Genomic DNA, 18,583 nt, shown 5'->3' on the forward strand with positions numbered 1-18,583 from the left:
AGAGCGGGAACCGGGTGGGCTACGACGGGGCCAATCGGCTCAAGGGCAGCAAAGTCCAAGCCCGGCCGCCTATTAAACGGGGCAGCGCTGCCATCAAACGCCACCAGTCGAGCCAGCTCAGTAAGTGGACGTACGCGAAGGGTCTAGCCGGCACAGAAAGCGCTACGCTAGGCGTCGGCTGCAGTCAGAATCGTCGGCTGGGACGTAGGTATAGCGATACCCGAAGACCTAGTTAAGAAAGCCTTGCGCCTGGCTGAGCGACGCCCCTCGATTCAACATCATGACTGTATCAGGCAATACTGCGGCAACTCCTACCGGTGGCAGCGCACGGCATAGTGATCTTGCGCTGCCGCCGCGGTGACTGTTACGACAACGCGCAAGCTGAAAGCCTTTGATCCCGCTTCATAACGGAGGCGCTCGAACTGTGAGCGGGCCGTTTTTGCCGACTATACTAATCACTATTGTCATAAGTGTATGCATTCCAGTATTGACTACTCAACTCCTTATCTTGCCTAACAACTTCTCCAACTTAAGTTCTAAAATTATCAATCCTAACCGGCCCACCCCACAACCAAGGCAAGGCGGTAGTGTTAGAAGTCAAAGAAGTTGCTATCATCGGTTGGCTATTCAATAGCCGGGCGGTTCCGGTCGCTGTTGGCTTTGCTGTTACAAGTAGCGTAGACTTGGCAAAACTCGTGACTATGAAACACGTTGTCTGTATCAACAAACAGTTCGATCATGCCAATACTCGCCGCTTTAGGCAAGAGACAGAATTGCTTAGATAATGCCGCCAGCTCAAAGCTGTTTTGGTGGTTGGCTGCAGCGTGGCACAAGCCAAGGGCTAGCCCCGGTTGTCGGTCAAGGATAGGGCAATTACAGTGAAGTATTTTACTCCTTTAATAGATGATGGTAGCCCCTCGGTTTTGGCTAGTATATGTATGCTGTCAAGTTGCAGGGTGGAACAATACAAAAAGAATTTGTTCAAACACGATATGCTCAAACCAACAACTAGCCACAGTCTGTACTTCGAGTTAAACGTTGAAGATGGAGCACACCCCTTGCCATGTCAAAGCCGACCTAATAAAGACTTGTTTCACATGAATGTATCCGCATTGATAGTCGGATTTGATTTGGTGAAGCATCGCTTCGCGCAACTAGTAGGGGCCATACAACCTCGGCTAGCAGTGCGCAGGTCAGTCAAGCAAGTGAAATCAAAGTTCGTTTCTTATATTTCCGAAGGGATTCCATAACCCGGATGAATTAAAATGGGGCACACCACAAATTTCGTCCTTTTCATGGGAGTTGTTAGTGTTTTTTTAGGTCAGCCTACATACCAAGTGAAACTGTATTGATGTATTGAACTTTATTTTTCATGTTGCAAGTACCGCATCATTCCTGCCGAATCCCTACGTCTCCTCCCCATATTGCGCCTGTCAGCAGCACTATTAAGCGGACTTTATGGTCCGTAATGATTCCCTCTTATAACTGCCTTCCCTATCTGAGACAGGCTATGGAGAGTGTGCTGGCACAGGATCCAGGCCCAGAATATATGCAAATCGCCGTTATTGACGACTGCAGTACAGACGGCGACGTATCTGCGCTGGTTCAGGCTGTTGGAAAAAACAGGATAGAGTATTTTCAACAGCCTTCCAATCAAGGCAGTTTACGCAACTTTGAAACTTGCCTCAACCGCGCAGTTGGGCACTGGGTGCACATTCTGCACGGTGATGATCGAGTGGTAAATGGTTTTTACAAAGAAATAGAACTGCTTTTCACTCGGTATCCCGAAGCTGGGGCTGCCTTCACCAACACAGCTGATATCATGGGGGATGACGAACAGTTAGCTATGAAGCCACCTCATGCCCTCAATGCGGGAATATTGCCAAATTTTCTATTCGATATAGCCCAGCAACAAATGTTGGTTACGCCGTCTATTGTAGTAAAACGCAGCGTTTATGAGAAGCTAGGTGGTTTTTATGGATTTCTTTACGGAGAAGACTGGGAGATGTGGGCACGCATTGCAGCCAATTTTCCAATCGCATACACCCCTAAGTGTTTAGCACATTATCGCTTCTCAACCTTTGGTAGTTTAACACACTTCAATTTGAGAAATGGACGAAATGTGCAGGATTTTATAAAATTAATTGAAGTCATCCATAGTTATTTGCCCCAAAGTCGACGAAAATCAATAAGAAAAGCAGCCTTTCGTAATTATGCTTTGTATTGTGGTTCCATTGCTCACAGCTTATATGCTATAAATCCATCTGCAGCTTTCGTGCAAGCAAAAGGGGCCTTAAGACTGAGTCAGGACATAAAAGTAATTTACTTAGTGCTAAAGCTATACTTAAAGGGTGTCTTGCGCTTAAAGCATGGAAAAGAAGAGTAAATTGCCATTTCATTGATGATTTTTAATATAAATAACAACCTCCCTGTGTGAAAGAGGACTGCTCGTCACTTTTGAGATTAAACGTAAGTGTTATGCATGATAGCAACCAGAGTAAGTGGGATTGGGAAATTACTGCTAAAAGCAGCTGGTGGGGGGCCAGCCCTCGCGAACTCTGGGCATACCGCTTTTTGCTGGGGGGCTTAGTTAGAAGCGACTTTCTGCGAGGCTATCAGCAAACCGTTTTGGGGCCTTTATGGCTGTTGCTGCAACCAATTATGACCACAATCACCTACCTGTTGGTATTTGGAAAAATGGTTGGCATTTCCACTGGGACGGTGCCGCCAGCCTTGTTTTACTTAGCAGGCATTGTACTCTGGAACCTCTTTAATGATGCTTTTACTGGTACTTCCTCCATCTTTCGAGACAACGCCCACCTATTTAGTAAGGTTTACTTTCCCCGCCTTGTTATCCCTTTTGCTCAGCTCAGCAGTCACCTAATCAGCTTTGCCATTCAATCTCTGTTTTTGCTGGTGCTGCTTATTTATTATCGGTTATTTACCTCATGGGATTCGCACACGCTATTTTGGCTGTTGCTTATACCACTGGTAGTAGGATTGGTATGTGCCCAAAGCTTGGCGTTAGGTTTGCTGTTTTCCGTGCTGACCGGCAAATACAGAGATGTCAAGTTTATTGTAGGGCTTGGTGTGCGTCTGCTAATGTTTCTGACGCCTGTGATCTACCCCGTGCAATACGTAACAGAAAAATGGCGGTGGTTGGTCCAACTCAACCCGTTGACGCCACTCTTTGAGCTATTTCGCTGGGCGATTCTTGGCCAAGGCATCGTGACCATCAGTCAATTGCTGTACAGCACTAGCTTCACTCTCATTCTGCTTTTGGCTTCCCTACTGACGTTTAACAAGCAAGGGGATAAAATAATCGATGTTGTATAAGCCCCATGTCAACTGTAGCTATTCAGGTCGAAAGTCTATCCAAACGCTACCGGCTCGGTACGATTGGTACTGGCTCCTTGCGTCAAGACGTTCAACGTTGGTGGACAACGGCCATCCGTAAGAAAGAAGACCCTTTCTTTTTAGCAGACTCTGCTACTCAGCAAAAGCAAGCCTTATGGGCCCTACAGGATATCAGTTTCGAAGTCCAGCAGGGGGAAGTTTTAGGCATTGTCGGCAATAACGGGGCTGGTAAGTCCACGCTGTTAAAAATTATTTCCCGCATTGTGCGCCCCACCCAAGGTACCGTGCGGGGGCGGGGACGAATTAATAGTCTGCTGGAAGTAGGTACAGGGTTTCAGCCGGATCTAACGGGTCGGGATAATATCTTGTTAAGCGGTTATATCCTAGGAATGAGTAAGGCTGAAGTGCGGGCTAAATTCGACGAAATAGTGGCTTTTGCGGGAATTGAGCGTTTTCTGGATACCCCGGTTAAGCGTTACTCCTCTGGAATGTATGTGCGATTAGCTTTCGCTGTTGCCGCCCATTTGGAACCTGATATCCTCATTCTCGATGAAGTGTTGGCTGTAGGTGATTCTGAATTTCAGAAGAAATGCCTGGGTAAAATACGGGAAGTATCGCACCACACCGGACGTACCATCCTCTTCGTCAGTCACAGCATGCAAGCCATTACCAATTTATGTGATAAAGGTATGTGGCTGCATCAAGGTAAGATCAAAAAAATAGGGACAGCTTCTGCCGTAGTGAACGAATACTTAGTCAGTGCGCAACGTATTCAACTCAAGCAAAAATGGGACGACGCCACGCTAGCTCCGGGCAATGAACGCATCCGTTTAAAACTTGTGGAACTTGTGCCTCACTTGCTTACTCCAGATTCTCCTGTGGACGTACGTACTCCTCTTACTTTCAAGATCGAGTTTTGGAACCTATTGCCAGGCGAAACGTCCTTGAGTATGGGCCTGCATTTGTATACCTATAGTGGAGAATGCGTCTTTGATCGGCCGACTCCTGACAGTCTTTGCAATCAGGGGCTTATTAAAGCAGAGTGCACCATTCCTGGTGATTTTCTCAATGATGGGGCTTATTACTTCTCTTTCGTAATTACCCGTGATACCTCTGTGGATTTGTTTCGTTACGAGGAATGCTTGTCGTTCGAACTAGAGGATTTTCGCGGTGATTATAATTATTATGGCAAGTGGCTGGGTGTCGTTCGCCCTAACTTTCCTTTCAAGCTCATACAAGCCGGCGTGGAAAGTTTCGCTAGTTAGCAGGTGATGTGATGCCATATTAAAATGCACTGTGAAAGTCAATGAATGCTCCTGATTTAGTATCCCTAATTATTCCCTGCTATAATCAAGGTCATCTACTAACGACCGCCATCGAAAGTGTACTGAACCAAACCTACTCCACGGTAGAAATTTTGGTAATCGATGATGGCTCCGTAGATAACACCCGGGCCATTGCGGCTCAGTATTCTCAGGTGCAGTATATCTACCAACCAAATCAGGGTTTGTCGGCAGCTCGCAACACGGGAATTCTGCGAAGCCAGGGCCAATACTTGATCTTTCTTGACGCGGATGACTGGCTCTATCCGAAAGCGATAGCAGTCAATATAAATTATCTGAAATTATACCCAGCATCAGCCTTTGTAGCGGGCTCTTACGACTTAGTGTATTCCGATGAACAAAGGGTCGTCGCGAAAATTCCTCCCCTGTATCCCAATACCTATTCCGCTCTCCTAGCGGAAGGCAACTTTATTGGCATGATAGCGGCCGTTATGTTTCCTAGGTGGGTATTAGACGAGTTTCCCTTTGCCGTGGAATTACGGCGATGTGAAGACTATGATTTATACCTTCGGATAACGCGTAAGTATCAGATAGTTCAACACCAGGAGAGATTAGCTGCCTATCGCATGCATCCGGCTTCCCTGTCAGCGAATGCTCACGCCATGCTCAGCAGTGCCCTCCAGGTTTTGCTGAGCCAACAAGCAGCTTTACAAACTACCGAGGAGATGGAAGCCCTTACCAAAGGCATCTATCAATTTAAAGAATATTATTATACGGTTATCAGCCATAGCATGCTAACCAGCAAAACAACCCCGAGCCGGGCAATCCTGCTTGACTTACTACAGTATTCTCCTTATATGTTTGCTCGCTACTACCTTCTGCGTAAAGCTGCTCCCCTGAGCGCCCTAATCAAACGAGGCACCCCCAAGCGAGCCTTTCAGGTCCTGCGTAAATTAGGCCTGATCAATCACTCTTCTCCCTCTTCGGGTAAAGTTGACTTTGGCGATTTAGCACGCTTAGCGCCGCTCTGTGATGAATTTGGTTACACTCGGGGTGGCCCCATTGACCGCTATTACATAGAGAACTTTCTTCGGAGTGAAGCCTTGGGCATCAAAAACCGAGTCCTAGAGATAGGAGACAACTCTTACACCTTGCAGTTTGGCAATCCGAATAACCTTATTAGTGAAGTACTACACATCAATGAAGGACATCCACAAGCAACATATGTCGGTGACTTAAGTAACGCTCCCCACCTACCTGACGACACTTTTGACTGCATTGTTCTTACGCAGACTCTGCAGTTTATATATGATTTCACTGGAGCCCTCCGTACGTGTTATCGCATTCTCAAACCTGGCGGAATGCTGTTGCTAACCTGCCCAGGATTGACTCCTATTGACAAGGGCGAATGGCAAGAGACATGGTATTGGTCATTTACAGATAAAGCGTTGCGCAAAATAATGGCGGAAATATTCAACCAGGGGCAAGTGGAAGTCAAGTCATTTGGCAACGTTTTCGTTGCTACAGCTTTCTTGTATGGCCTTGGCCTGCCGGAAGTAACAAAGGAACAGTTAGATTATTTTGATCCTCAATTTCAAGTTATAAACACCGTAAAGGCGGTGAAACCGTTACCTAGTGCTGAAAAACTTACTTAATCAGATTCCAAATTACTTTGAACCCAAGGCACTTGTGGTCTTGTATCACCGCGTGGCCGAAGTTGAGTTGGACCCTTGGAATTTAGCTGTCTCTCCGGCCCGCTTTGAGCAACACTTACAGGTCTTAAAAGATTTTGCGCCAGTTATATCCGTGCCAGAACTGCTGGCTAAACTTCACACAAAAACGCTACCCCGCCGGAGTGTCGTTATCACGTTTGATGATGGCTACATAGACAATTTCACCTATGCTATGCCTCTGCTCGAGCAGTTTCAGCTGCCGGCTACCTTTTTTGTTGTTGCTAACACACTTACCCGCTCCCAAGATTTCTGGTGGGATGAACTAGCGCGTATTTTTTTGGTACAACCTATCTTGCCAGCCTTATTTTCCTTAACGATAGGCAATGGTCAACGGCTAGAATTTGACCTTGCAAATGATTGTGTCCTAAGCGAAGATTTATGGGTCTTACACCAGCAGTGGAAAGGCCAGTACGCCCCTCCTCCCACGCGGCGGGCCCACCTTTACCATCTGTTATGGCAAACCTTAATACCATTGCCTTCCGCCGAACAGCGTGCTGCCATTTCCCACATTCGTGATTGGACTAAGGCCACGCCGCCAATCCAGCCGAACACAATGTCGGTAGCTCAACTGCAACTCCTACGGGACAATCCCCTCTTCACAGTTGGAGCTCATACCCTCACACACCCAGCTTTAGCTTATCACTCATCTTCTGTACAAAAGCACGAACTGCGGATGGGCAAACAGCTCCTGAGCCAGGAATTGAGCAGTAATATAGAATTAGTTGCATATCCTTATGGCAGCTGCAATGACGAAACCATAAATTTAGCTCGCGCCGAAGAATTTACGGCCGCGTTCACCACGCAAGCTCAAACGATAACTAGCAACGCTAACCCATATCGCCTAGGTCGCTTTCAGGTTGACAACTGGGATGGACCGACTTTAAAAAAATACATTCGCCATTGGTTTACCTATTGCTAACTGTGCTATGAGTCAGGCAGACGTCGTCCCCAAGGTTTCCGTGATCATGTGTTTCCTAAACATGGAGCAATTTATAACGGAAGCTGTTGAAAGCGTCCTGCAGCAAACGTATGATTTTTGGGAGCTTATATTGTTAGATGATGGCTCCACGGATGGAAGTACTGCCCTTGCTCAGCAATATGCTCATCAACACGCACCGAAAATTGTGTATTGCGAGCATGCCGGGCATCTTAACCGCGGTCTTAGCGCAAGTCGTAACGCAGCACTGTCAAATAGCCGTGGCGAGTTCATTGCTTTTTTGGATGCTGATGATGTATGGCTCCCAACCATGTTAGCCCATAATATGGCCATTATGCAGCAACGAGATGTCGCTATGATCTGCGAAGCGACTGAATATTGGAATGATTGGGTAGATTCTAGTAAAAAAAATATAATTATACCTGTGGGTGGACAACAAGACCACTTGTACGCACCGCCCCAATTGGTACTAGAGTTATATCCTTTGGGCACTGGAGCATCCCCTTGTGTTTGTGCTATCCTAGTGAAAAAAGAGGCTCTAAATAGCTGCGGTGGATTTGACGAGTCTTTTCCGGGAATGTACGAAGACCAGGTTCTGCTCGTCAAGATTTATTTATCAGAGCCTGTTTATGTCTCATCCAGTTGCCACAACCGTTATCGTCAGCGGCCTCAATCTCTCTTACAGACTTCTCTGAAGAGTGGTACGTACATGCACGACCGCTTGTATTTTTTGCAGTGGTGTCAGCTATACTTTTCTACCCAGCACATAACTGATACACGTATCATAAAGCGTTTAGAGCACGCTCTATTACCTTATAAGCCCAATCTAATACACTTTGTAAAAAGGATGCTGCCGGCACGTGTGAGAAGATTCATTAAATCGTGGAGGCAGTAAAATAGTGGCTGTAAACTTCCCTGACCTTTACTTCTCATTGACTCATTCGAAGGAGAACCTGCGGTGCTAATACGGAAAACATGCACCTTCATCTGCCCGCTGACCATATAACATGTCCGTATATATTTTAACATGGACGAAACTAATACTCCGCTTAAAATATTCCGACACTGCCTCTTAGTTTATTTCATCATTGCCCATAACGCATTCTTGTAGTATCGCAACAAATTTCGGGCGTGCGAGGGCTGCAGAAAGCGTTTATATAATTTAAGCTGAGGAAGATAATATCTTTCCTTTCTAGTTGAGTGTAACCGCAAACAAGCTTCAGTCAAATAATGGAATTGCTTATCCTTAGTAAACCATTCTTCCCACGCTTGTCTAGCTAACAGTCCCATGTGTGCAGCACTAGGCTCTTTTTCCTTCAGTATTGCAGGAATATTAGCAATCTCGGCTTCCGACACTCTAATTGAGAACTCCTCCCACTTAGGTCCTACTGTCGGCACCCACTCATCAGAAATGATGACAGGAGGTATTCCCATTTGCAGACATTCATATAACCTGTAGGAATTTGCTGCTAGGCCTCTGGGACAAAGAATAAACTTGCTGGCACGGCATATTTCGGCATAGCTCGCTTGGTATTCCACATAATCATCCTCCGCAAGGGCCCAAGCATCTTTATCTGATGTGTCCCCAAGGTAGACATCGTCACGGCAAAGAGTCAGAATTGATTTTCGGATGGGATGAGTACGCCCAGCTCCCACAAACGAAAACAAATATTTTTTTTCTGTTACTCCAGAGCAATCACGAATTTCTGTGTTCGGTATAAGTTGAACAATATATGAAAAGGGCTGCGTAAAATCAGGAAAGTAGTCTTGCAGGCTCAATACTGGCGTTACAGTGGGGATGAGGGGTATAGTAGCGTAGTTATCGTGGTACAGATAACATTTATGACGGTATTGCCGATAAATTTCATTTTGCAGAACCGCAAAGAAATAAGGATCATGGGCAGGATGATGTTCTGCAAAGATGATGATATCAGCTGCTTGTGGATCTTGTACTAATTGATGACACTTAAACGGATCTGCTTTAGCGGACTCTTCAAGATAGGCGGGCGTAAAATTATTTAATGGGTTACTGGGGTAGGCCGACGTTATAAACACCTTCATATTAGGAGGAATGGAATGTCACTTCCGAATGGTTTCTGTTTACGATTTCTACCCTTTGACTCAGCCACTAATATAGCAGGTGGTCTAGTTGAAACGGACTGGTTGCTAAGGTAGCTTTTGCAGAAAGTATAGTTCAAATCAATGTGACAAGCGGTAGCCCAGCGCCGAGTGCCGGCAGTCGAGGTTAAAGTAAGTGTAGAGGCACTCGGCGTCCTCTAACCAGGCCTCTTCGAGCGAAGTAAACGGCTCTCGAAAAGCGAGCAACTCAGTTTCAGTGAGCTTCATGCGGCTTCGGCCTGGGCTTTGTCATACAGATTACCCTGCGAGCTAAAACCGGGCAAGCCGTCCGCGTCGGTAGTCCGCTGCTTACTGGCGGCACTTGTATTACGGGCCCGGGCCGCATGAATAATCAAGGCGGAGATGTTTCTCTTGCCCGTTTTCTTTCCCTCCCACTCGACAGCAAATGCCACGTCCTGCGCGGCAAACTCCAGCCGGAAAGGCTCGAGTATCTACCGTTTCAAGTCGGCAAACAGAGGGTACAATGCTGCGTCATTCAGCAGCAGGTTCGTCTGTCCAACGACTAAGGAGCGCGTGAAGGTGCGCCCCTCGCTCATGTCGGCGGAGCGCATTAAATACCAGTACAGCCGTTGGGCCGTGGGCGAAAGCTTGAGCAGCGTAGCTATATCGGCCCGCGTAAAATTGACCACCTTAGTGAGCTGGAGCAGGTAAGGCCGATTCAACGGCGCGAAATTGCCCAGTTTTCGCTCCTTACCGGCAGGCAACCTAATATCCGCGACAATACGCGTCCAGTGGAGTGATAGCTCTCTTTTTCATGCGCTCACTTGGAGCAGGTTGATATCTTTTGCAAACAAGTCCCTACACACCCGTCGAACGGAGGCATGCCGTGCCGCGTAGTTACTACCTAGCACAGCCGACAGCGGAATATCAATGGGAAAGTTGCGGTCGTCGCTGTCGTCGGATTTGGTAAGCGCTGTGGTGAACTGCTGCGGAAATAGCGGCCCCGGCGCTACCGCTACGGCCGGGGGGCCTGCACTTTTATAAGCCTACATTGAGCGAGGGCGAGCAGCTACCTATGGCTCCACTACACAGTCAACCAGGAGCTGCTCTACGATTGCCGGGTGCACCTAGAGCAGCAGCCCAGCAACTTGCCCGGCGTGGTTGGTGGCCACCGGTGGTACATGGTCTGCCCAACAACCGACCGCCGCGCCACGGTGCTGTATTTACGCAGCGGAACCGGCATGTTAGCGCACCGCTGCGCCTTCGCCGGGGAACGGCTGTACTACGACTCGCAGCTGGAGAACAAGCGGTTTCGGGGCCTGAGTGCCTACTTTGGCGTTGATAGAAAATGTGAAGCCCAGTACCGGAAAGGCCGCAAGCTCTACTACCGAGGCAAGCCTACCCGCTGGCATGAACGGCTGTTGAAGTGGCCGCGACAAACGGCGGCTACGGCCCCGGCTCTACTGCGCATGTTGCAAGGTGGTTGAGTTGATATACCGAATCTGAGTAAACATTTGTTGCTTTGTATACATAGATTGCAGTTTCTTACAGTAGGTCTATAAACCAATGGTAAATGGAGCTCAGTAAGCAACAAGGGTCAAAAAAGTTAGAGTATATTAATATATTAAGAGGAGTGGCCGTGTTGATGGTGATACTCGTGCACACCTCACAGAGCGTGAAAGGTATTCACTTCATAACTTATGAAATTGCCGCCTACGGCCAAATGGGCGTGCAGCTCTTCTTTATCCTTTCTGCCTATACCCTGTGCCTTTCTATGGAGAAACGAGGGGCAAGCGAAGGATTAATGCCATTTTATTTAAGAAGATACTTCAGAATTGCTCCACTATACTATTTCGGCATATTATTTTATGGCTTTTGCAATTCGGCCTTGAAATTCGATATGCTAAACTTTTCCCTAAAGAATATAGCCGCTAATCTGCTGTTTATCCATGGCCTTTAATTTCCAGCTAACAACAACGTGGTTCCGGGTGGATGGAGTATTGGGGCAGAGATGATCTTTTATGGCATCTTCCCCTTCCTTTTCCAGTTCTATAGGAATAATTTAACTAGCAGTGGAAAAATGATTGCTGCACCTGTGATTGGGCTGGTGGTGTGCTATATGATCGTCCAGACAATTGCCTCCTATACTGGGCATAACACTGGTAACAACTCTTACCTTTACTATAGTATTATCAATCAACTTCCTGTGTTCCTTCTTGGTCTTTCCTACTATTTCTACAGTAAGGCTAAGAACGGTGAGGCTCTGATGCATCCGTTTTTGGTAATAGGAGGCTCCGTGGCATTTACCGGGGGTGCCTTAGTGTTGTTTGTGTATAACTTTCGTATCACTTTACTACCATTTGTCTCGGGGCTGTCTTTTCTGTTTCTGATTGAAACGATAAAAAATGTTAGGGTAACAAAACTAAGAGCACTGAGCAAGATTGGCCAGTTATCGTACTCGATGTACCTGTTCCACTTCGTTTTTGCGTGGTATGTCTCAGGAATTATTTCCAGAAAGCTGCATCCTTACTTAGCTCCTGACCTTATCCTAATTGTATGCTACCTTGTGACCATTGGGGGGACTGCTTTGGTGGCTATGTGGTCAGAGAAGACCATTGAAAGGTACGGCACCCTTTTAGGAAATAGGATGATTAGTAGTATGGAGACTTGGAGAGAGCGTGGTGAGGTGATATAGCTAAGCCTGACAGAGTTGGGACGTGGATTGCAGATGGGTTTCGAAGCGGTTGGATAATGGGTGGCCGAAGGCGAAGTAGCGGCGTTCGGCGTTGTAATAGGCGAGGGGCTTGCAACTACCAATGCCGTTTAAGTTGGACGGAAACGCGAAACGGGCAAGCAGCTAGCTAAGCTCTTTCGCGGAATGGTCCCTTAACATAATCTATGTTTTACCCGCTCTCTTGGAATCGCACCGGATGCGCTTGCCCGCGCCGGCTTGCACTTTGCTGGGTCCGGGGCTCCTACCGTGGCGTTTACAAAAGTCATCCCTTCGCGGTGTTTCGTAAACTCCTATGGCATCCCGGCAGCTGGTTGGGCACTTGGCTTCGGGTCGCTGCCAGTATTTTGCGGAAAGGAGGGTCATAAGTACCCAAGCGGGCCACTAAAAAAATGCAAATAGTTGTTATTTTGACTCCCGCGCAAAATCATAGAATTATCTATCAGAACTATGTCGCGCTCCTGTTCCACGCGCCGCAACTCGGCCCGAAAGCGTTTAATCTCGTCGCGCTCCGCACTACTAGGCACCGCTTCGGTCAACGCCTGACGCTGCCAACTACCTAGGAGGGCGACAGGCTCAGCGCCCGAGCCACGTCCAATTCGGTTTGGCGGACCCCAGCGGCCACTTGGCACACGCACTCCGCTTTAAGGGCAGGCATGTATTCTTTGCGGGTCAGCGGCGGGACGCTGGAAATCACTTTGGTCGACATGGGCAGTGGAAGGTAAGACGTGCCCTAGTCTGTTTTTACTCAACCACCTCAAGGATACAGTTCCTCAGTCATGGGCAAAGGAGGATAAGACTTCTCAATGTCCGTTTTAGCTAGACCACCTCAGGCTGCCAATAGGCAGCAAGCGTTAAATTGGAGAAGCTTGCTACTTATTCTCTGCGCTGTGGGACCGCTCTTTATGGTACTACGGCGGCGGCAAGCCACAGAAAATGTGTGGCTTTACGAGCCCTACGGTCGGTTCTTGCAGAATCCTTTGGCCACGCAGGGCGCGGGGTCACCACTTACGGTGTTTCACTACGGCAGGAGCAACGAGACGGTGAGATACGACGCCCTACTGGAGTTCTATGCGTTGGCCTTTCGGCACGAGTACCCAGTCGACACGCTGGACGTGCGCTATACTGCCACACACCTGCCAGCTGGCCGCGTAGTCTTGCTCTGCGGAGCGGCCGCACGGACAGAAGTAACCACCCACTACCGCACCCGCACCCTGTACACTGCTGACTCGTGCTTGACGCTGCAGGTGCTGGGGCCACGCGAGAAAAAAAGCAAAAATCAGGCGCTATTGGTACGAAGACGACAAGCAAATAGCTGCGAACAACGAAAGACCGTACATAGTACTACTCTTTAATGCCCGTTTACTCATGCTTTTTCCAGCAACTGTTGAAGGTTTTTACCCAACATGCTGATGTAGCGTCGTTCAATCCAAACATGCATTAAGTAAGACAGTAAAAGCACCATGGCAAGCATGCTTGCGAGTAGAAAGTACTTGTCAACTTTGCTGCCCAATTGCTGAAGCACCACATACCCCATGTTGTGATGCAGCAAATACACTGGATAGGTCAGGGCGCCGGCCCACGTTAGCCACTTTGCAGGGCCTAATCTCCTTTTGCTATTGACAATCATCAAAAACACCACAAAGCAACCGGTTACCACGGCGCACACCACCGGCAACGAAAACGGCTGATGGTAATACAGGACCGTCAACTTCATGCCAGCCCTGGCGGACCGTAGGCACAGTCCATAGCTGGACAGCAGCAGTAGATAAAGCTTCCACGCCGCTGCCTGTTTTGTCTGTAGCAAGTACAAAACCATGCCAGCCACAAAAAATGGTGCTTGGCTGGGAAGCAATAAGATCACAAAGGGGATTGGTGTCTCTACGGGACCAATCAGCGCGCAGTAGGTTAGCCACAGCGCCAAAAAAGGCACCAAATGCTTTTTTATCCAACCAAAGGCGATGAGTAAGGAAATCAGAAAATAAAAACTAATTTCATAAGTGAGCGTCCAGTATACGCCGTCAAGGTCACGTATGCCACAAAAGCCCTGCAACATGGTCATGCTAGCCAGATACCTTTTCACGGGGGCCGCCATCATGGGCGACCAGAATGGAGAAGATGTGGTGGGGCCCCACAAGCGGACTACCACAAAAGTGAGGGTACATGCCACCCAATAGGCAGGATATAAACGTTTTACGCGAGAAATAAAAAACTGACTTAACGTTTTGCCTTGAGCCGACATCAAGACTACATAGCCGCTAATGATAAAGAAAAGCTCAACGCCTAAATACCCGTACTTAGAGACTGCTTCAATGCCTGCATACGCAACCGGACTGGCATGGTCGGCATAGTATCCTCGAAAAGTAAAATGAAACAGCACAACGGACATCGCTGCAATGAAACGAAGCAGATCAATTTCGTGGTAACGGATGGGCTGGTGGTGTAATTCCGGTTCCATAGTCGGCAAAGAGGTGTTGCGGGCGCTTTTGTAAAATTGATAGTTTGTGGACCTAGCCAGAGCCAGAAAGGTAAAGTGGCTGATGCTGCATGAGATGTTCGCGCGGAAAAGGAAAGCTGTGGGACCAACCCGATGCTCCGAAAGGTTCACCTTAGCCCCCCGCCATTGGCGTGCTGCCCCCTCAGCAACGTGGAAGAACACCTGGATTTGGTTTCCTGGGCCACCCGGCTGGGAACCACCTTTTTGAACCTTAAAGAAAGCTAAAATTTAGCTTCAATTGCGTAGGTGGATTGAGCGCGGTGGCTGCGGGCCTTCTTGGGCGCGCTGAGCATGGAGGCAATTGGCAACAAAGGCTTCCCAAACTTGTGGGTCACCTTTCAGTGCCCGCCGTAACCCAGGTACCGGCTTTCGCTGGGGGAAAGGGCCTGCTCCTATTGGGCATCCTGATGACCGGGGGCCTGGCACTACGTCCAGTCCCTATCGCTTTCCCACATAAGGTGCCCTGGCTGTTTTGCGGTCCAATCCAGCACGAAGTTAACATCATCTATTTCGTCAATAGGCTGTTATGCGCTGTACTGCACGGCTAGCTCATTCACGCGGCTGTCCTGGATATCCACTGTGTGGCTCACTGACACTGTGGCGCATTTACTAGTTAAGTTGCTCTGCAAAATGCCGGCGCGGCCGGTGGTCTTAATGTCGCGCACCGGCTCCTGCACGCGCACCACAAGTTGCCGCTCGACCGCACGCTGAGCAGCGTACGCCGCCAAGTTCAGCCCACCTTTTCGGACTGGTAGCAGGCGCGGGCAAAGGCCAGCAACTTCAGCTAGAGCAGGCCGGGCAACGGCCGGTCTTTCTCGGTCAGAAATTTCAATTTTCCGCCCCTGATCACGACGCCGCGTTTTTCCCTTAAAGCCCCTTCTCTGACCCTGATGGAAGACCTGCTAGCCGTCTACGGGCAGGCTTACGACCCGCACTTTCTCGTCGTCTTCGACGAACGCTCTTGTGTGCTGCACAGCCAGCCCGTCGAGTCGTTACTGCCCGTGCTGGCCCGACTCGGGCAGGGAAACCGATGGCGAAAGCCAACCGGCCCCGGCGGGAAAGAAGGGCCTATATGCGCCAAGACACAGCTCGCCTGCTGGTGGCCTTCGAAGCGAGTACGGGCCGGCGCATGTTCAAGGTCTCGGGGCAGCGCACCGGATCTGATTACTGCTGCTTTTTGCAAGCCTTGGCGGCAGCTTACCAGCAGGCCAAAAAAACGTGCTGGTGCATGACAACTTGAAAACCCACACTGATGTCGTGTTCTACCAGCTCCGCAGGCCTGCGGCCTTAGCCTCACGCTTCGAAGCGCATTACACGCCCAAAGATGCTTCCTGGCTCAACTTGACCCAGCTCGAACTCACGGCCATCGCCCGCCAGTGCCTGCACTACCCCCTCCCCTCCCAGGCTGAACTGCGCGCTCACATCAAGGACTAGATGGCCAAGCGCAATGCCTGCCGTGCCAACGTTAATTGGCAGTTCTCACTCGAGAAGTCCCGCTAGAAACTCACCTGCCACTAACTATCAGAAAGTTTGTATGGCTAATTCCCCTGATAAGCACTAGTGACTGTTGCATAAATCCACAGTGAGTAGCGTGCAGCGCATTTGGCAGCTAAAATAGACCGACTCAAGTCAATTTTGCTTATATAAGTAGATACTACCTTTGGTTAGTAAGGGTTTTGTAACGCAACCTTCTATTCAGGGGATGTTCAACCCCCTTGTATAAAGCAATGGATAACAAAGTATAACCAACCAAGCGCCCCGCCCAATGGCCCGTTATGAAGTGTGAAAAGATCAAATCTGTAGCACCTAAGTGCAATAAATAAAACCCATAGGAACCCTTACCCAGTACGTCAAAAGTTTTGGTACTTAATATCCTCTGCAGCCAAGTATGTTCCGTTATCAGTCCCCAGATCATAGCAGCAATAGGTATAGGAAGCAGAATATTTGTCATTAGGCGAAGCGCAACAAGATGAGTTACAGATTGAGAGGGGAATGTATATTCAATCATGGCCATACAAATCATCCCAACTACTACTCCAGCACTTCCGAGCCATGTAGCTTTCACGCAGAATCGCGGCTGCATGATACGCCGTGGGTGAGCAACCCAGTAACCTAATGCCATTCCAACAAGGAACTCTACGCACCGACCAAAAAATGTATCGCTACCCATAAAGGTCAGGTTATTCATCAAACCGTAATATGGCAGGTAGTGACTACAAAAAGCTACCAATGCACTCCCGATAGCAAAGAACAGTAGAGGATAGAGATAGATGCGATGAAAATTACGCCTGATACCAATCAATAAAAAAGGGGCGCACACGTAAAATGTTTCTTCAACCGTCAGTGTCCAAGCAGTAGGAACCCCTATCAGCGACAATTCTTGGAAATAGGCACGAGTTAGCGTTAGGTTTAAGAAAAGGACCGTTACCTTGTCTAAAGCTCTATAAGTCGCGGGCCACTCATAGTAATTGCTGATAGGTCGGAGTATCATCACCCCAAAAGTGAAGACTGTCAACAGCAGGTAAACGGGATAAATCCGAGCAAATCGGTTCTGCAAATAGCTCCAAAACCATGGCGCTGTCATTAAAATTCTATTCAGATAGCGGGTAGTAATTAGAAAACCACTCAAGACAAAGAATATATTTACTCCTATGTATCCTTGCTGGATCAGTCGAATAGCCCAGGTGATAGAAGTAGTAGTTCTAAGGGGCAATTCAGGCACTAGATGATAAAAAAATACCATCAGCGCAGCAACGTATCGTAGACCAGTCAGGGCAGGAAAATACTTATTGGTTTGGGGAGCAGTATTTGCGATAGAAGTTATCACTCAAAGAATAAGGTTTAAAGGAATAAGACGAAAAAACTTAATCCTAGCGGTTAGAATGCAAGTATTGATAGATGCGATAATAAAAATACATTACAAGAAGATAATTACTTCGTTTGTAGGGAAAGAACTAGGTGTATAGTCCCAGCGTGAGGTGGGTCGGGTTTCGGGTAAATATAGTCGGGTTCTTTTGCCACTGCGCACAGACGAATTCATGTGGGGTCAGCCCGCGTAGCGTCTTCAAGCGCTTGGCGTGGTTGTAGGCTAGCAAAAAGGCTTGCAAGTGCTCGTTGAGCTCGTCGGTGCTCTGGTAGTGGAAGCGCTTGACGGTGGCTTCTTTGATGGTGCGGTTCATGCGCTCGACCTGGCCGTTGGTCCAGGGGTGAGCTGGCTTCGTGAGACGATGCTCGACACCATATTCGCGGCAAATGCGGTCAAAACTGTGCCCACCCGGCAGAAATTGGTGCGGCTGGGGCGTGAACTGCACCCCGTTGTCGGTCAGCACGGTATGCGCTTTGTAGGGCAGCTTGTCGAGCACGCGCCGCAGAAATTCGGCCGCGGCGACCCGTTTGGCACGCGGATGTAATTCGGCAAACGCCACCTTGCTGGTGCGGTCGATGGCCACAAAAAGGTATTGCTTACCTTCCTCGGTCTGGACCTCGGCGAAATCGACGTGCAGGTAGCCGATGGGGTAGTCTTTGAATTTCTTTTTCGGCGGGCTCTGCCCGTCCTCGTTCAGCGGCAGGCGACTGATGCCGTGGCGTTGGAAACAGCGGTGCAGCGCCGAGCGGGACAGGTGCGGAATCGTGGCCTGCAGGGCGTACAGGCAGTCATCGAGTGCCAGCAAGGTGTGCCGACGAAAGGCCACGGCGATGGCTTCCTGCTCGGCGCTGAGCACCGTCGATACCGGCTTGGGGCCCATGGGCGCATCGGCTGTAGTCGGGCGCTTGCGCCACTTGGCCACCGTTTTGGGGTTGATGCTGTAGCGGGCAGCTAAGCTTTGTAGGCTTTCCTGGCTGTGTTGGATAGCGCGCCGTACTGCCGCTGTTGTGCGGGCGCTGCCGTGGAGTACTTGTCCCATAGGTTCGTGCAAAATTCCAGCCCGGAAAATACACCATCACTCCTTGGGACTATACACCTAG

At 48.8% G+C, this 18,583-nt stretch carries 16 protein-coding genes and 1 pseudogene; 10 read left to right on the top strand and 7 right to left on the bottom strand.

From position 1 onward, the window contains the following. Positions 1-1,468 precede the first annotated feature (1,468 nt). The 6 genes from BMZ66_RS24530 to BMZ66_RS24555 all read left to right on the top strand — a co-directional run bounded on the left by BMZ66_RS24530 (position 1,469) and on the right by BMZ66_RS24555 (position 8,205). The gene (locus tag BMZ66_RS24530) at positions 1,469-2,386 is read left to right on the top strand and encodes a glycosyltransferase (RefSeq protein WP_214607065.1); all 918 of its coding nucleotides are present in this window, start codon (positions 1,469-1,471) and stop codon (positions 2,384-2,386) included. Positions 2,387-2,478: 92 nt separating this feature from the next. Continuing rightward, the gene (locus BMZ66_RS24535; RefSeq protein ID WP_092679027.1) at positions 2,479-3,336 is read left to right on the top strand and encodes an ABC transporter permease; all 858 of its coding nucleotides are present in this window, start codon (positions 2,479-2,481) and stop codon (positions 3,334-3,336) included. Positions 3,337-3,341: 5 nt separating this feature from the next. Continuing rightward, the gene (locus tag BMZ66_RS24540; protein WP_092679028.1) at positions 3,342-4,622 is read left to right on the top strand and encodes an ABC transporter ATP-binding protein; all 1,281 of its coding nucleotides are present in this window, start codon (positions 3,342-3,344) and stop codon (positions 4,620-4,622) included. 41 nt (positions 4,623-4,663) lie between these two features. Next, positions 4,664-6,295, top strand: a complete 1,632-nt coding sequence (locus tag BMZ66_RS24545) for a glycosyltransferase (protein ID WP_092679029.1) — start codon at positions 4,664-4,666, stop codon at positions 6,293-6,295. Continuing rightward, entirely contained in the window at positions 6,276-7,292 is a 1,017-nt protein-coding gene (locus tag BMZ66_RS24550; protein ID WP_092679030.1) for a polysaccharide deacetylase family protein, read from the top strand. The genes BMZ66_RS24545 and BMZ66_RS24550 overlap by 20 nt, the downstream gene beginning before the upstream one ends. Before the next feature lie 7 nt (positions 7,293-7,299). Further along, positions 7,300-8,205, top strand: a complete 906-nt coding sequence (locus tag BMZ66_RS24555) for a glycosyltransferase family 2 protein (RefSeq protein ID WP_092679031.1) — start codon at positions 7,300-7,302, stop codon at positions 8,203-8,205. Positions 8,206-8,387: 182 nt separating this feature from the next. On the opposite strand, the gene BMZ66_RS24560 is transcribed toward BMZ66_RS24555, so the two are convergent. Next, positions 8,388-9,371: an exostosin domain-containing protein gene (locus BMZ66_RS24560; protein WP_092679032.1), complete on the bottom strand. Its 984-nt coding sequence runs from the start codon at positions 9,369-9,371 to the stop codon at positions 8,388-8,390. A gap of 509 nt (positions 9,372-9,880) precedes the next feature. Then, the gene (locus BMZ66_RS24570) at positions 9,881-10,111 is read right to left on the bottom strand and encodes a hypothetical protein (RefSeq protein WP_143080451.1); all 231 of its coding nucleotides are present in this window, start codon (positions 10,109-10,111) and stop codon (positions 9,881-9,883) included. Positions 10,112-10,510: 399 nt separating this feature from the next. Between BMZ66_RS24570 and BMZ66_RS24575 the strand changes: the two genes are divergently transcribed. Beyond that, positions 10,511-10,876: a hypothetical protein gene (locus BMZ66_RS24575; protein ID WP_092679035.1), complete on the top strand. Its 366-nt coding sequence runs from the start codon at positions 10,511-10,513 to the stop codon at positions 10,874-10,876. 86 nt (positions 10,877-10,962) lie between these two features. Then, positions 10,963-12,084 (top strand): annotated as a pseudogene (locus BMZ66_RS24585) (acyltransferase family protein). Positions 12,085-12,679: 595 nt separating this feature from the next. Here the strand turns inward: BMZ66_RS24585 and BMZ66_RS25750 are convergent. Further along, positions 12,680-12,829 (bottom strand): hypothetical protein, encoded by a 150-nt coding sequence (locus tag BMZ66_RS25750; RefSeq protein ID WP_177204913.1) that lies wholly within the window; start codon positions 12,827-12,829, stop codon positions 12,680-12,682. 181 nt (positions 12,830-13,010) lie between these two features. Here BMZ66_RS25750 and BMZ66_RS24590 point away from each other — a divergent pair, with 181 nt between their 5' ends. Beyond that, positions 13,011-13,475, top strand: coding sequence for a hypothetical protein (locus BMZ66_RS24590; protein WP_143080452.1), 465 nt, complete (start codon positions 13,011-13,013; stop codon positions 13,473-13,475). A gap of 11 nt (positions 13,476-13,486) precedes the next feature. Here BMZ66_RS24590 and BMZ66_RS24595 read toward each other — a convergent pair whose 3' ends face one another. Together BMZ66_RS24595 and BMZ66_RS24600 are read right to left on the bottom strand one after the other, a co-directional pair. Then, on the bottom strand, positions 13,487-14,578 hold the full coding sequence (locus tag BMZ66_RS24595) for an acyltransferase family protein (RefSeq protein WP_143080453.1): 1,092 nt from the start codon (positions 14,576-14,578) through the stop codon (positions 13,487-13,489). A gap of 563 nt (positions 14,579-15,141) precedes the next feature. Beyond that, entirely contained in the window at positions 15,142-15,345 is a 204-nt protein-coding gene (locus BMZ66_RS24600) for a hypothetical protein (RefSeq protein ID WP_092679040.1), read from the bottom strand. 490 nt (positions 15,346-15,835) lie between these two features. Here BMZ66_RS24600 and BMZ66_RS24605 point away from each other — a divergent pair, with 490 nt between their 5' ends. Further along, positions 15,836-16,051: a transposase gene (locus BMZ66_RS24605; protein WP_262507623.1), complete on the top strand. Its 216-nt coding sequence runs from the start codon at positions 15,836-15,838 to the stop codon at positions 16,049-16,051. 220 nt (positions 16,052-16,271) lie between these two features. On the opposite strand, the gene BMZ66_RS24610 is transcribed toward BMZ66_RS24605, so the two are convergent. Together BMZ66_RS24610 and BMZ66_RS24615 are read right to left on the bottom strand one after the other, a co-directional pair. After that, positions 16,272-17,444 (bottom strand): acyltransferase family protein, encoded by a 1,173-nt coding sequence (locus BMZ66_RS24610; RefSeq protein WP_143080454.1) that lies wholly within the window; start codon positions 17,442-17,444, stop codon positions 16,272-16,274. A 127-nt stretch (positions 17,445-17,571) separates the two neighbouring features. After that, positions 17,572-18,522, bottom strand: coding sequence for an IS481 family transposase (locus BMZ66_RS24615; RefSeq protein ID WP_092677092.1), 951 nt, complete (start codon positions 18,520-18,522; stop codon positions 17,572-17,574). Positions 18,523-18,583: the final 61 nt, after the last annotated feature.

This window comes from Hymenobacter arizonensis, from assembly GCF_900115775.1.
Lineage (GTDB): Bacteria > Bacteroidota > Bacteroidia > Cytophagales > Hymenobacteraceae > Hymenobacter > Hymenobacter arizonensis.

Excerpts from the sequence above, each read along its gene's own strand:
- BMZ66_RS24530 (WP_214607065.1), top strand. The coding sequence starts at position 1,469 with ATGATTCCCTCTTATAACTGCCTTCCCTATCTGAGACAGGCTATGGAG.
- BMZ66_RS24535 (WP_092679027.1), top strand. The coding sequence starts at position 2,479 with ATGCATGATAGCAACCAGAGTAAGTGGGATTGGGAAATTACTGCTAAA.
- BMZ66_RS24540 (WP_092679028.1), top strand. The coding sequence starts at position 3,342 with ATGTCAACTGTAGCTATTCAGGTCGAAAGTCTATCCAAACGCTACCGG.
- BMZ66_RS24545 (WP_092679029.1), top strand. The coding sequence starts at position 4,664 with ATGAATGCTCCTGATTTAGTATCCCTAATTATTCCCTGCTATAATCAA.
- BMZ66_RS24555 (WP_092679031.1), top strand. The coding sequence starts at position 7,300 with ATGAGTCAGGCAGACGTCGTCCCCAAGGTTTCCGTGATCATGTGTTTC.
- BMZ66_RS24560 (WP_092679032.1), bottom strand. The coding sequence starts at position 9,371 with ATGAAGGTGTTTATAACGTCGGCCTACCCCAGTAACCCATTAAATAAT.
- BMZ66_RS25750 (WP_177204913.1), bottom strand. The coding sequence starts at position 12,829 with ATGTCGACCAAAGTGATTTCCAGCGTCCCGCCGCTGACCCGCAAAGAA.
- BMZ66_RS24595 (WP_143080453.1), bottom strand. The coding sequence starts at position 14,578 with ATGGAACCGGAATTACACCACCAGCCCATCCGTTACCACGAAATTGAT.
- BMZ66_RS24615 (WP_092677092.1), bottom strand. The coding sequence starts at position 18,522 with ATGGGACAAGTACTCCACGGCAGCGCCCGCACAACAGCGGCAGTACGG.